Origin of the sequence: Gordonia sp. PDNC005 (assembly GCF_016919385.1) — a bacterium.
In the GTDB taxonomy this organism is placed as follows: domain Bacteria; phylum Actinomycetota; class Actinomycetes; order Mycobacteriales; family Mycobacteriaceae; genus Gordonia.
The window spans coordinates 4,007,167-4,021,572 of record NZ_CP070351.1 but is presented as its reverse complement, the minus strand read 5'-3'; the positions used below and the strand labels follow the sequence as shown (position 1 = coordinate 4,021,572).

Genomic DNA, 14,406 nt, shown 5'->3' with positions numbered 1-14,406 from the left:
CGACAGTTCCGGGTCCGGTCTGCGGGGACGACCGGACCCGGACATCGGGGCAGATAGGATGACGTGCTGTGCCAGCCTTCACCGTCCGTAAAGCCCAGATAGTCGCCGTCGTCACCGGCCTGCTGGGTCTGGTGTTGGCCCTGGCGACACCCCTGCTGCCGGTGAAGCAGACAGTGTCGGAGATCAGCTGGCCGCAGAACGGAACGGTGAACTCCGTGTCCGCGCCGCTCATGTCGTACACGCCGATCGACCTGTCGGTGAACGTCCCCTGTTCGGCCGCAAGAGCCCTGCCCGCGGGCAAGTCGGTGTTGTTGGAGACCACAGCTCCGTCTGCGGCGAAGTCCACGCAGCGCGGCCTGGTGATCCGGGTGACCGGCGAGCAGGCCACCCCGACCGCCAAGCGCAGCGTCGAAGTGATCAACCGCAACATCCCTCTGGTGTCGGCACCGCTGAACGATGTCCTGTCGTCGTCGTGCATGAGCATCGACGTCCACGCGACATCGGATGCGGTGACCGCCGAGTTCGTCGGGCTGACGACCGGTTCGGGCGATCCGCGGGAAGGCAGTACCGTCGAGACACCCGGCGGCGATCAGCGTCCACAGATGACCGGCCTGTACACCCAGCTCAACGGCTCGGCGGCCGCACTGCCGGGGCTGTCCGCTCATGTCGTCATCGACTCTCGCTACACGACCACACCGACCGTGCTGAAGTGGACGGCGATCATCGTCGGCGTGCTCGCGATGCTGATCTCGCTGGCCGCGCTCGCTCGGTTGGACGGCACCGACGGACGTCGGCACCGCCGGTTCTTCCCGGCCCGCTGGTGGCGTCTGAACCCGCGCGACTACGTAGTCGTCGGACTGCTGCTGGTGTGGCATTTCATCGGCCCGAACACCTCGGACGACGGCTATCTGCTGACGATGTCCCGGGTGGCGCAGGACAGCGACTACACGGCGAACTACTTCCGCTGGTTCGGTGCACCTGAGGCGCCGTTCGGCTGGTACTACCAGGTGTTCGGCCTGCTCAGCCACGTGAGCGTGGCCAGCCCGTGGGTGCGGCTGCCCGCCTTGGCGTGCGGCGTCATCTCCTGGCTGATCATCTCGCACGAGATCCTGCCAAGGCTCGGTCGGGCGGCGATCACTCGCCCCGCGGTCGGGTGGACCGCGGCCGCCGTGTTCCTCGTCGCATGGTTCCCGTTCAACAACGGACTTCGTCCCGAACCCATCATCTGCCTCGGCGCACTCCTGACCTGGTGCTCGGTGGAACGCGCAATCGCCACGGGTCGCCTGCTCCCCGCAGCCGTCGCGTGCGCAGCAGGCGCATTCAGCATCGCCGCAGGCCCGACGGGTGTCCTCGCTGTCGCCGCTCTCGTCGCGGGGGCTCGGCCGATGTTCCTCGCATTGGTCAAACGTGCGCGAGAAGTTCAACAACAGGCAGGCCGCGGTCTTGCACTCGCGTACGCCAGCCTCCTCGCACCCATCGTCGCCGCGGGAACGTTCGTGATCTTCGTGGTGTTCTCCGGTCTGACGTTGACCGCGTTCACCGAGGGCTCGACGATGAAGACCGAACTCGGCCCGTCGTCTCACTGGTACAACGAGATCGACCGCTACTCGTCACTGTTCGCGTTCTCCGCCGACGGCTCAGTGGCGCGCCGGTTCGCGGTGGTCGCCATGTTCTTGGCGATGGCTGTGGCGGGCGCGGTCCTCATCCGCAAGTCGCGGATCCCCGGAACCGCGATCGGTCCGTCGCGCCGCATCGTCGGCATCACTTTCGGATCGCTGTTGTTCCTCATGTTCACGCCGACCAAGTGGACCCACCATTTCGGAGTCTTCGCGGGACTCGCGGCCGCTCTCGCGGGACTCGCGGCGATCGCGATGAGCGCGTCGTCCACACATTCGCGGCGCAACCGAACGGTGTTCGCGGCACTTGTGGTGTTCGTGACCGGCTTGGCGTTCACGGCGCCGAACTCCTTCTACTACGCGTCCGCATGGGGGATGCCCTGGTCGACCGCGCAGGTCTCGGTCGGTGGCGTCCTCCTCCCCCAGGTGCTTCTCTACTCCTCATTGGCCCTGCTGCTGCTCGCGCTCTGGTTCCACTTCCGGGAGCCGTTCACGGGGGTCGACCCCGTCGTGAAGCACCCGCGAACCCTCCGACATCGAGTCGGCGGCTTCCTCGCCGCGTCGCCGCTGGGGATCGCCGCAGGTGCCGTCGCCGCATTCTTGCTGGCCACCGCCGCGATGACCGGCGTCAAGCAGAGTCAGTCGTTCTCAGTTCCCCGGTCGAACCTGGAAGCCCTCGCCGGGCAGCCGTGCGGCATGGCCGACAAGATATGGGTCGAGTCCGATCCGAGCCGGTTCCAACTGAACCCGGTCGACGCCACCCTGCGTGATCCACTCCTCGGCCCGACATCTCAACCGGCGGCGAGTGACCGCGGCTCGACATCCGGTTTCTCTCCCGCAGGCGTACCCGACGATCTGACGACGAAGGCGCCCGCGGGCACCCTCGGAGTCTTGGCGTGGAACGCAGGCGCCGACCCCGACGTGCTCATCTCGAACAGCGGAGGAACGGGCGGCGGCACCACAACAACTCCCGGCGCGAACGGTTCGTTCGCCAAGCTGCCCTTCCAACTCGACCCGTCCAGGACGCCCGTGGCAGGCAGCTACATGAAGGACGAGCAGACACCTGCCAACTTGACGTCCGGTTGGTACCGGATGCCCGCCGACTACAAGGACCGTCCGCTGCTGACGTTCTCCGTCGCCGGCCTGTTCGACTCCGATGATCTGAGGATCGAGTTCACGACGGATCCGATCACCGCGTCCACCCGTGACGCCGATCTGGCACCGTCCAGCGATATGACGATGATCGATCCCGGTCCTCGGCCGTCGTGGCGCAACGTGCGGATCGACACTCCGTCGTTGCCGTCGGGCGTGACCGCCGTGCGGATCGTCGCCAACGACTCCAACTTGACCGACGACCGGTTCCTGATCGTGACTCCACCGCGACTACCCGAGATGACAACTCTCCAGGAGACTGTCGGCGACACCGATCCGGTTCACGTCGACTGGACGTCCGGCCTGGTGTTCCCCTGCCAGCGGCCTTACAACTTCCACGCAGGCGTGGTCGAGATCCCCAAGTGGCGAGTGAAGCCGGGCGCCGATCTGTCGGCAGCGGTCAGCACCTGGCAGGGAGCTCTCGGCGGCGGCCCCCTCGGCTGGATCGAGGTGTCTCAGGAGGCCGACACCATCGCGACGTACCTCCGAGGCGACATCGGCCGCGACTGGGGAGCCCTGGAGAAGTACACGCCCTATGACGGCGCCGTCCCTGCGGAGATCACCTACTCCACCTCCACCCGCAGCGGACTCTGGAGTCCCGCTCCCATCCGCCACTGACCGGAGGCTTTCCGCCGAGCTCGCAAGTCCCTGCCCCTTGAGCGAGCTTGCCAATCCTGCCCCTTGAGCGAGCTTGCGAGTCGAAAGGTGCCGCAACCACCCTGATTCAGCCGTAGATCGACAGATCCGTTCGCGGACCACCCGGAGTGTCCGCTCCGTAGCGCTCGATCTCGGCGTCGAGGTCGAGCGGCCGGGTCGGCGGGACGCCGGGGTACAGCTCCTCCCGGACGTGCGCGTCGGGCACCAACCAGGTGACTTCGAAGTCGATCCCATCGGGGTCGACACCGTAGACGGCCTTCGTCGCCGCGTGGTTCGACGCGCCTGTCATCGCGTCGGCGGCGACCATCTTGTCGCGGACCGCGGCGAGATCGGCGAGGGTCTCGACTTCCCACGCCAGGTGGTACAGACCGACTGCGCCGGTCGGTTTCCGATCGGCGCGCGCCTGGAAGAGGCCGAGGTCGTGGTCGTTGGCCGAGTTGCCGCAGCGGAGGAACGCGCCTCCGGGGAACTCGACCGGGAGCTCGGTGAAGCCGAGCACCGAGGTGTAGAAATCGACGCTTCGCTGCACGTCACTCACGAACAACACCGCGTGATTGAGACGTCGAACTGCCATAGCTGAGCCCTTCTGCCATTCGCCGAATCCATGCCGACCGCGTGGACGGGGTTGGCACGGCCTCCACTGTGACCTATGCTGACCCGAACCCATGAATTAGAACATGTTCTAGTTTATCGCGACTCCCGAGACGGGTCGCGCCACGTCGGACACGTAGAGGATTCACATGAAGGTCGCCGTCACCGGAGCCGCAGGTTTTGTCGGAACCAACCTGGTCAACCAGCTCGTCGCCGACGGCCACGATGTCGTCGCCATCGACCGGGTGTCGCCGGCACACGCGATCGACCACTCACAGGTCACGTGGCTCTCGGCCGACATCTTCAACCAGGCCGCTCTCGAGTCGGCGTTCGACGGCGTCGACACCGTCTATCACCTCGTCGCGATGATCACGCTCAAGCAGAAGGACGAGCTGGCGTGGCGCGTGAACACCGAGGGGGTCGCGTCCACAGCGCGCGCCGCACTCGCCGCAGGCGTCCGCCGCTTCGTCCACTGCAGCTCGATCCACTCGTTCGACCAGTACACCGACAACGGCGTCGTCGTCGAGACGTCGCGCCGCTCCGAGGACCCGGAACTCCCCGTATACGACCGTTCGAAGTGGGCTGGCGAGCAGGAACTCCGCAAGGTGATCGCCGACGGCCTCGACGCCGTCATCTGCAACCCCACCGGCGTGTACGGCCCCGTCGACCACGGGTTGTCACGCATCAACGGCATGCTGCGAGACGCTGCCCAGGGCAAGGTCCCGCTGTTCCCGGAGGGCACGTTCGACCTGGTCGACGTCCGCGACGTCGCGATCGGCCTCACCTTGGCCGCCGAGCACGGGGTGACCGGCGAGAACTACCTCCTCGGCGGCGAAAAGGTCCGACTGTTCGACGCGATGCGCGCCGTCGCCAAGGACTGCGGCCGTCCCCGCCCGCTCGCGGCCCTCCCGCTCGGCGTCCTCAAGGTGTTCGTGCCGCTGATCGAGCCCATCGGCAACCGGCTCGGCTCCGATCTCGTGTCGAAGGCGTCGATCGCGGCGCTCGTCGCCCAGCCGACAGTCGACATCACCAAGGCTCGGACTGTGCTCGGCTACCAGCCGCGCTCCTCCGCCGACACCCTCTCCGACCTCGACGCCTTCCTCGCCGACTCCCGCCAGATGGGCTCGGCTCGCCCGAAGTCGGGCCGCCGCTTCACCTCCGTGGTGCCTGCCTGAACGCGTCCCGCGGCGAGGCGGACGAGACAGCTCTCGCTGGCACATTCTGCTCGAACGACGCAAGTGTCGTTTGGGCAGGTGACGGCACCGTCGACTAACGTCAACAGGCGTGCCAGTGTCGACACCCGCCCCAGCCGAACGTCCGGACGAACCGTCCGAACAGCCCGCGTCGAGCCCGCTCTCCGCGGGGACCGCGAGACTCGTCGCCGTCATCGCCGGACTCGTGGCCGTCATCGCAGCAGTCTTGACCCCGCTGTTGCCGGTGTCCACGACAACCGCGTCGGTGAGTTGGCCGCAGGGCCAGGCGCTGAGTGGCACCGACCCCTCGGTGGTGGCCCCGCTGATCGCGCAGACCGCGCAGTCGCTCGACGTCACGATTCCGTGTGCCGCGCTCGCCGGACTGCCGCAGGGCGGTTCAACCGTTCTCGCGACGATGCCGGCCAAGGCGCCAGGCGCATCGCAGAAGATGCTGACGGTCACCACGTCCGACACCGCTGTCACCGTGCTCATGCGCGCGAACATCGCTGCCACCGCCTCTCGCGCCGACATCGCCGCGGGCAAGTGCACGGCACTGCGGATTTTCGCCTCCCCCGCCGAGACTGGAGCACAGTTCGTCGGCCTCGGCCCGGCGAAGATCCTCGACGCGAGCAAGCGGCCCCAGGTCGAAGGCTTCTACACGACTCTGACCACCGCACAGGTCGAGCAGCTTGCCGCGAAGGGCCTGCACGCGCGCATCAACATCGACAATCGGTATGAGAGCAGCCCCTCGGCACTCAAAGTGATCGCGATGGTCATCGCCGTCCTCGCCACCGTTGTCGCTCTGTTCGCACTGTGGTGCTTGGACCGGGTCCACGGCTACATCGGCGGTCTCGTCCGCCGCACCGGCTCCTGGCTGTCGCTGCTGCGTCCTCGTGTCTCGGACGCCGTCGTGACCGGCGTCATGGTGCTGTGGACGTTCCTCGGCGCGGCCGCCCCGGACGACGGGTACATCCTGACGATGGGCCGCGCGGCCGACGCGTCGGGTTACATGTCGAACTACTACCGCTTCTACGGCGCCGCCGAAGCACCGTTCGACTGGTACTACAGCTTCCTGTCCCTGTGGTCGCAGGTGTCGACGGGCATCGTGTGGATGCATCTCCCGCAGCTGGTCGCGGGCCTGCTGACCTGGTTCGTCCTGTCCCGCGTGGTGCTGCCTCACCTCGGTGTGGCGCGCTCGTCCAACGCATGGGCCACCGGCACCGCCGCGGCCGTCCTCCTCGCGTTCTGGCTGCCGCTGTGTTCCGGGCTGCGCACCGAAGGCGTGATCGTCCTCGGCTCCCTGCTCACCTGGTGGGCGACGGAGGCGGCGATCACTCGACGGCGCCTGCTACCCGCCGCACTCGCCGCGACCACCGCGGCGTTCACCCTTGCACTCGCGCCTCAGGGCGTGATCGGCATCGCGATCCTGCTGGTCGCGGCCCGGCCGCTGCTGCACCTGCTCGTGGACCGACGCCGTGAGGTGGGGCTTGCACCCCTGCTCGCGCCGATCGCCGCCGCCGGGACCGTGGTGGCCGTCGTCGTGTTCCGTGACCAGACGCTCATGACCATCCTCGAAGCGGTGAAGGTCAAGTACCAGACCGGCCCGATCGTGCCGTGGCACCAGGAGTTCCTCCGGTACTTCTTCCTCACCGTCACCACACCGGACGGCGCTCTGGCTCGCCGCATCGCCGTCCTGCTGATGTTCGTCGCAGCGATCATCACCGCGATCGTGCTGCTGCGCCGGCGCACCATCGACGGTGTGAAGTACAGCCCGGCCTGGCGCCTCGTCGGCGCGTTCGGCGTCACCCTCCTGCTGCTGTTCCTCACGCCGGTCAAGTGGACGATCCAGTTCGGAATCTTCGCTGGACTCGCCGCGGCCCTGTCGGCGATCGCCTGTCTGGCGATCGCCCAGGCGGGCGCCCGTTCGTCGCGCAATCTGGCGGTGCTCACCGTGGGCCTGCTGTTCGCGTTGGCCGCCGCCGCGGCGGGCAAGAACGCCTGGCCGTACGCCTACCGCTACGGCATCGTGTGGTTCGACATGCCGCCCGCGTTCCGTGACATCCAGGCGTCGTCGGTGCTGCTGTTCCTGGCAGTCGTCGCCGTCGCCGCCGCACTGTGGCTGCACCTGCGTTCGGACTACGTCGCCAACCGCGGCCTCGCCCACCACGACGCCGGAGAGCCCGACTCCCCCGCCGACAAGCGGCGACTCGCGCTCGCATCGACTCCGCTGCTCCTGATCGCATCGCTGATGGTCGTCGCGACCCTCGCGGCGTTCGGCAAAGCCGTCGTCACCCGCAGTCCGGCGATGACTGTGTTCAGCAACAACGTCGCTTCTCTGACCGGCGGTACGTGCGCGATGGCCGACAAGGTCCTCGCCGAACCTGACGCGAACGCCGGAATGCTCGTCCCCGTCGGCGGTGTCTCGGCGACGAAGGCGCTGACCGGTGACAAGCCCGTCGGCTTCACTCCGACCGGCATCCCCGGCGACCTGACGCCCGACCCGTCGAGCGCGCGCGCAGGGCAGATGCACGTCGGCGGCTCAACGTCGAAGCCGTTCGCGATCGTCGGAGGGCTCGGAGCCGGTTCCGACGGCGGCGTCGGACCCACCACGGTCAACGGCTCGAACGCTGCCCTGCCGTTCGGCCTCAAGCCGGAGTCGACGCCGGTCCTCGGCAGTTTCGGCTACCAGGCCAACGCGTACCTGACCACCGGCTGGTACCAGCTCCCCAAGCGCGACGCGTCGCCGATCATCGTCTTCTCGACGGCAGGCGCGGTGTCGACGTTCGACGTCGACGGCAACCGCGGTCCCGGCCAGGTGGTGGTGGCCCAGTTCGGCAAGACCGGACCAGACGGCCAATTCATTCAGGTCGGCGCCGACGTGACGCCGATCGATCCGGGTCCCGTGATGCCGAACAGGCCGTGGCGCAACCTCCGCGTTCCGATGACGGCCGTCCCGCCTGCCGCGACGGCGATGCGCCTTCATCTCGCCGACACCAATCTCGGCGTCTGGCAGTTCATCGGCATCACGCCGCCGCGCGCCCCGAAGCTCGTGACGTTGCAGGAGATGGTCGGCTCGGATGCTCCGACATTGATCGACTTCTCGGCGGCCGCGCAGTTCCCCTGTCAGCAGCCGATGACGTTCACGCACGGAGTCAGCCAGGTGCCTCAGTGGCGGATCAGGCCCGACTTCGTGACGGCGAACTCGCAGTCGCGGACGTGGATGACGGCCAAGGCGGGCGGGCCGCTGTCGATCGTCGAATCGACCACCAAGCAGGCGACCGTCCCGACCTATTTGAAGGACGACTGGCATCAGGACTGGGGTTCGCTCGAGAAGCTCACCCCGCTCACCCCTGACGCCACGATCGCCCGCGTCCACACCGCACCGGCCACCGCGTGGGGCTGGAGTCGCACTGGAACCATCCGTCTGGAGCAGCCGCAACAATGACCGACTCTGATACCCGGCGCCCCGAGGCTTCCCGGTACCGCCTGGCGAAGATCACAGCCGTCGTAGCCGGACTCCTCGGCTTCCTCATGGCGGTGCTGACACCGATCCTCCCGATCAACCAGAAGACCGCCGAGCTGCAGTGGCCGCAGAACGATGCGATCACGAACGTGACGGCGCCGATGGTGTCGTTCGTGCCGATCGACATGACGGCGACGGTTCCGTGCTCACTGACGAAGTCGTTGCCGCGCGAGGGCGGCGTCCTCCTGTCGACACTCCCGACGAAGGGCCGCAAGGCGACCGCCCGCGGGCTGTTCGTGCGCGCCACCGCGGACACCGTCGACATGGTGGTCCGCGACGTGGTGCTGGTCAGCGTCGACCGGAGACTGGCCGAGACGAGCGCCGACTGCGCGTTCACCCTCACCGGCAGCGGTGACGGCGTCACCGCGGGCATCTCCGGCGTCCCCGCGGGCGACACGACGTCGTACACCACCGACGATCCCGACATGCGACCGCAGATCACCGGTGTCTTCTCCGACCTGCCGTCGACGGCGTCGCGCGAGGGTTTGAACCTCCACGCGACCGTCGACACCCGTTTCATCAACTCGCCGACACCGCTGAAGCTTGCGTGCATCGTCTTCGGCATCCTGATGACCCTGCTGTCGTTGATCGCCCTCGGCGTCCTCGATTCTCGTGACGGCCGCGGCCACAAGCGGTTCCTGCCCGCTGGATGGTTCACCATCCGCGGGCAGGATGTCGCCGTGTTCGCCGTATTGGTGCTGTGGTGGTTGATCGGTTCGAACACCTCCGATGACGGCTACAACATCACCGTCGCGCGCATCACCAGCGAGGCCGGATACGCCGACAACTACTTCCGATACTTCGGTGTCCCGCAGGATCCGTTCGGCTGGCACTTCCAGGTCCTGTCGTGGATGACGCACGTGAGTGTCGCGACACCGTGGCTGAGACTTCCGTCGCTGCTCTTGGGGCTCCTCGGCTGGTGGATCATCAGCCGCGAGGGCATCCCGCGGCTGGGTCGCGCAGTCCGCAACTCCTCCGCGGCCGTGTGGGCCGGGGCGATGGTGTTCCTCGCGATCTGGATGCCGTACAACAACGGCATCCGCCCCGAGCCCGCCGAAGCCGTCGGCGCACTGCTGACCTGGGCCTGCGTCGAGCGGGCGATCGCCACTCGCCGACTGCTTCCGTACGCGTTCGCGACGATAGCGGCAGCGGTGACGCTTGCACTCGCACCGGGAGGCCTGATGGCCGCCGCCGCACTGATCGCCGGCCTGCGGCCGGTCGTCAAGGGTGTGGTGGCGCGACGCAAGCGCGACGGACTGCTGCCTCTGATCGCTCCGATACTCGCCGCCGGTTCGGCCGTGCTGTTCATGATCTTCTACTCGCAGGCTCTCGGCCCGCTGCTGGAGGGCAACAAGGTCGCGACCGACGTCGGACCGACCGAGCAGTGGTGGCAGGAGCCGCAGCGCTACTACTGGCTGGTGTTGAACACCGGCGACGGGACGTTCCCCCGCCGCTTCGGCATCCTTCTGATGATCCTCGCGCTGGTGGTGGCGATCTTCCGACTGGTGTCGAGCCGTCACCCCGCCGGGGTCGCGAGAGCTCCGTTCTGGCGTCTGATCGGCATCATGATCGGCACGATGTTCTTCATGTCGTTCACGCCGACCAAGTGGACGCACCATTTCGGCATCTACGCCACGATCGGCGCCCTGTTGGTCGCCGGTACCACCGCGATGATGGCGCCCGGGCTGCTCCGATCACGTCGTAACCGCACGTTCTTCGCCGCTGCGGTCCTGCTGGTGACCGCGGTCGCCACCGCGGGCAGCAACATGTGGTGGTACGTCGGCTCGTACGGCATCCCGTGGTGGGATCAGCCGATCGCGATCGCCGGCGTGAAGCTGAGCTGGCTCGCGTTGGCCGCCACCTTCGTCGTCGCAGGTATCGGTCTGTGGTTCCACTTCCGCGACGACTACGCCGACGACGATGTCCGGACCGGCACGAAACGGTCGGGCCTGATGCGGTTCACGTTCTCGCCCATTCCCGTGATCGCCGCACTCGTCGTCGTGTTCATGCTCGGGTCGTTCGTGAAGGGCGCCTGGGTGCAGCGCGACAGTTGGTCGTGGGCGAAGTCGAATGCTCGTGCGTTGACCGGAGACGAGTGCGCTCTCGCGAACGACATCCTCGTGGAGTCCGACCCGAACGCGGCCGTGTTGAAGCCCGCCGCTGTCAACGGCCGGCCCGCCCCGTCGGCCGCTACGGCTCTCGGCGCTGCGAACTCGGGGTTCACCGCCGACGGTGTTCCGTCGACGGCCATCATCGATCCTCTCGATCAGAAGAAGGACGACACCGAGGAAGAGGACGCGACTGCGCCCCCGACCGCGGGCGGAGACTCCGTCGACGAGTCCGAGACCTCCTCCGATGAGTCGGAGACGGCTTCGCAGGAAGTCGCCGAGAAGCCGACGACGAAGGTGAAGCTCCCGTACGGCCTCACCACCCCGATGTTGGGCAGTTACGGCTCCAAGCAGGTCAGTGAGCTCACGACCGGGTGGTACGAGATCGGTTCCGCCGCGGGCGAGACTCCGCAGGACCGGCCGTTGCTGAGTGTCGCAGCGGCAGGCTCGATCGCCGCATTCGACGATCACGGCGTGCTCACCGAGGGTCGACGCGTCGTCGCCGAGTACGCGCGACGCGAGGCCGACGGCCGCGTGACGCCTGTCGGCGCACCTCAGGTGCCGGTGGATGCGTTCGCGAAGTCGTTGAACTGGCGCACTCTGCGGTTCGCGTTGGCCGACGCTCCGCCTCGCGCGTCCCTCGTCCGGATCCACGTGCTCGACGACGGCGCCGCCGTCAACGAGTGGGTGGCCCTCACGCCGCCGCGCGTACCGACGCTGCAGACCTTGAACGACGTCGTCGGACGCACCGATCCTGTGTTCATCGACTGGATGCCCGGTCTGGTGTTCCCCTGCCAGCGGCCGATGGCCGTCCGCAACGGGCTCCTCGAGCTTCCCAAGTGGCGAATCATGCCCGACGCGGAGGCGACGCGGAAGAACACCCAGACGTGGCAGGACGGCGTGAACGGCGGTCCACTCGGCATCACCGAGGGTCTGCTCTCGTACACCCTGGTCCCGACCTACCAACGCAACAACTGGGCTCGCGACTGGGGCGGCCTCGAGCGCTTCACCCCGCTCGTCGACGCGGAACCCGCCGAGATCGTCACGGGCACGCAGAAGGTGAGCGGTCTGAGCAACCCCGCTCCCATGCGGTCGAAGGGCTACTGAGACGTCTATGCCGTTGATCGTGACCACATAATGGTCACGATCAACGGCATTGTCGTATCGGACACTCTGCTGCTCGGCAGGGCGTGAGTTCCCCGGTCCATCCCAGTCTTCTCAGTATCTTTGCGATCTTGATCGCGGTCTCACACGCGCGGTCGAACACCTGCCCGTATCCGACTCTGATGGTTCGCAAGTCCTCTTCGACCGCCGCGTCGAGGTCACGCTCGAGGTCGCGATCACGCGCGTCCGCTGTGTCGTGAAACAGCCGACCGTCCAGTTCGACGATCAGCCCCCAATCCGCATAGACGGCGTCGCGCAATCCCCTACGACCGGCCCCGGTCGGAGCCTGCCGTCGAGCGACCGGCAGCCCGTGCGCCCTCTCGACACTGACCAGGTATCGATGTTCCAGTACTGAGCAGGTGCCGTCTCTGATATCGAGGAGGGCGGACCTCAGGAACGCGCCGCGCCGTGCCCTCGAAAGGGTCCCGAGGAAGTGCAGAAGGCGGTCTGCCGTGGTCAGACCGCTCTGGACGGCGTCTGCCATGCGGGCGACCGCCGCATTTTCGGACCGCGCATCCTGCGCAACATCGAGGACTGCGTAATCGGTGCGCATCCGCGGTGGATGCGCGTCGAGCACCGCTACCTCAGCCAACCCCGTCCGGTAGTGCAGCACGACTCCAGGACGACGCGGCACATTACGTCGGCGATCGACGCTGATGTGCACGGGACCTATTCCCGACCCATCGAGCATTTGCAGCGCCGACTCGTGGCTCACCACTGCGGGTGCCGCATCGAGTACCGCGCACCACACCCGCTGAATCCATGTCGGCGAGCCGTTGTGCGTCACGTACGTACCGGGGAACACCGCGACCCACTGACCCCCACGCCGTCTGCTCCTGACGTAGGAAGGCGGAACGCCACACTCAAGAGCTTGCTTCCGGCTCACGACCCCGTCCTGTCTGCGGATCAAGGCCGTCAAACGTCGGACCGCAGGTGTTTCCGACTCCCTCATGCCACGCAGGATGCCACCGAAGCGGCAAACGCGACAGTGCGGTGTCCACAGGCTCTTACGCCGTTGATCGTGACCACATAGTGGTCACGATCAACGGCACGAAACTCAACCGCCCCAGACTGCGCGGGCGCCGGAGTCGCCTGCTTTGTACACGAGGTACAGGGCGGCGACGGCGGCGGCAACAGAGAGCACACGGGCGGCGACGTCGATCGCCTTCACGACCGGCTCCGACAACGGAAGACGATCGACGATCGCCGGAATCGTCACGAGGTACATCAGCAGCGCGGCACCGAAGAGACAGCCGACGCCGATGATCACCACGTCGCCCGCCTCGGTGTGCGTCGCGACCGGCCCGGACACACCGTCGGGGAACAGTTTCTCCTCCAACGACTCACCCGCCGACATCGCGACCCACGTGGCAATGAGGCCGAGGAACGCGATGATCGACGGGAGCGGGCCCATCTTGCCGCGCGCCGCAGGCCACACGGCTGCCGCGATCGCGACGAATGCCGCGACCGGAACCGCGACGACGACGAAGTGCACAACGAGCGGATGCAGCGGCAGACCGTTGAAGGTGTCCATAGCCTCAGAATCGTAGAGACGTGACGCCGAGTTCGCCGGGTAACGTGAGACGTCACCAGCATCGAACCTGACCGGAGGAGCACTGTGGGACTACCCGACGGTGGGCTGCTGGCCCTCCTGATCGGCGGTTCCCTCGTCGCAGGTTGGATCGACGCGGTCGTCGGAGGCGGCGGCCTCGTCCTGATTCCGCTGATGCTGATCGTCTTCCCGAACATCGCCCCAGCGACGGCGTTCGGCACCAACAAGCTCGCTGCCATCTGGGGTACGGCCACCGCCGCGTTCATGTATCTGCGCAAAGTGGACGTCGACCGCCGGATGGTCGCCGTCAGCGTCCCCATCGCGGGTGGGTTCGCGGTGATCGGCGCACTCGCCGCGTCCGCCGTCAGCTCCGACGTGATGCGGCCGTTCGTCATCGTCTTGATGGTGACCGTCGGCGCCTTCGTCGCGTTCCGTCCCCAGTTCGGCGCGACGCACGAATCGTCGGAGCCCGTGTCGCGCAGCCGTTTCGCGGTCGCACTCGGGATGCTCGGCGTGATCGGCTTCTACGACGGCGTGTTCGGTCCAGGCACCGGGATGTTCCTGATCATCACCCTCACCGCCCTGCTCCATCAGACCTTCCTGCAGAGCGCGGCCATGGCCAAAGTCGCCAACACCGCAACAAACGTCGGCGCGCTCATCGTCTTCGCATCCCAGGGCCATGTGATGTGGTTGCTCGGGGCGATCCTTGCGATCGCCAACGTCGCGGGTTCCGTGCTCGGTTCCCGACTCGTCCTCGGGCGGGGAACCGCGATCGTTCGATACGCGCTGTTGGTAGTCGTCGTGGTGATGGCCGTGAAACTCTCCGTCGACCAGTTCGCATAGCCTCGCA

At 67.1% G+C, this 14,406-nt stretch carries 8 protein-coding genes and 1 pseudogene; 5 read left to right on the top strand and 4 right to left on the bottom strand.

Annotation, left to right across the window (positions count from 1 at the left end; genetic code table 11):
• Positions 1-68: 68 nt before the first annotated feature.
• Complete coding sequence (locus JVX90_RS19355) at positions 69-3,386, top strand: arabinosyltransferase domain-containing protein (RefSeq protein WP_205330274.1); 3,318 nt, start codon at positions 69-71, stop codon at positions 3,384-3,386.
• A 106-nt stretch (positions 3,387-3,492) separates the two neighbouring features.
• Here the strand turns inward: JVX90_RS19355 and JVX90_RS19350 are convergent, their stop codons facing one another.
• The gene (locus JVX90_RS19350) at positions 3,493-3,999 is read right to left on the bottom strand and encodes a VOC family protein (RefSeq protein WP_205330273.1); all 507 of its coding nucleotides are present in this window, start codon (positions 3,997-3,999) and stop codon (positions 3,493-3,495) included.
• A 166-nt stretch (positions 4,000-4,165) separates the two neighbouring features.
• Here JVX90_RS19350 and JVX90_RS19345 point away from each other — a divergent pair, with 166 nt between their 5' ends.
• The 3 genes from JVX90_RS19345 (at position 4,166) to JVX90_RS19335 (ending at position 11,947) form a co-directional block, all read left to right on the top strand.
• On the top strand, positions 4,166-5,191 hold the full coding sequence (locus JVX90_RS19345; protein WP_205330272.1) for an NAD-dependent epimerase/dehydratase family protein: 1,026 nt from the start codon (positions 4,166-4,168) through the stop codon (positions 5,189-5,191).
• Between the two features lie 115 nt (positions 5,192-5,306).
• Entirely contained in the window at positions 5,307-8,654 is a 3,348-nt protein-coding gene (locus tag JVX90_RS19340; RefSeq protein WP_205332507.1) for an arabinosyltransferase domain-containing protein, read from the top strand.
• Positions 8,651-11,947 carry an arabinosyltransferase domain-containing protein gene (locus JVX90_RS19335; protein ID WP_205330271.1) on the top strand — a complete coding sequence of 1,099 codons (3,297 nt, stop codon included), beginning with the start codon at positions 8,651-8,653 and terminating at the stop codon, positions 11,945-11,947. The genes JVX90_RS19340 and JVX90_RS19335 overlap by 4 nt, the downstream gene beginning before the upstream one ends.
• 40 nt (positions 11,948-11,987) lie before the next feature.
• On the opposite strand, the gene JVX90_RS20650 is transcribed toward JVX90_RS19335, so the two are convergent.
• The 3 genes and pseudogenes from JVX90_RS20650 to JVX90_RS19325 form a co-directional block, all read right to left on the bottom strand.
• Positions 11,988-12,488, bottom strand: a complete 501-nt coding sequence (locus JVX90_RS20650) for a hypothetical protein (RefSeq protein WP_240194198.1) — start codon at positions 12,486-12,488, stop codon at positions 11,988-11,990.
• Between the two features lie 312 nt (positions 12,489-12,800).
• A pseudogene (locus tag JVX90_RS20645) lies at positions 12,801-12,956 on the bottom strand (type IV toxin-antitoxin system AbiEi family antitoxin domain-containing protein); the annotation flags it as partial.
• A gap of 105 nt (positions 12,957-13,061) precedes the next feature.
• Complete coding sequence (locus JVX90_RS19325; protein WP_240193968.1) at positions 13,062-13,538, bottom strand: DUF2231 domain-containing protein; 477 nt, start codon at positions 13,536-13,538, stop codon at positions 13,062-13,064.
• Positions 13,539-13,622: 84 nt separating this feature from the next.
• Between JVX90_RS19325 and JVX90_RS19320 the strand changes: the two genes are divergently transcribed.
• Positions 13,623-14,399 carry a TSUP family transporter gene (locus JVX90_RS19320; RefSeq protein ID WP_205330269.1) on the top strand — a complete coding sequence of 259 codons (777 nt, stop codon included), beginning with the start codon at positions 13,623-13,625 and terminating at the stop codon, positions 14,397-14,399.
• The last annotated feature ends 7 nt before the right edge of the window (positions 14,400-14,406 follow it).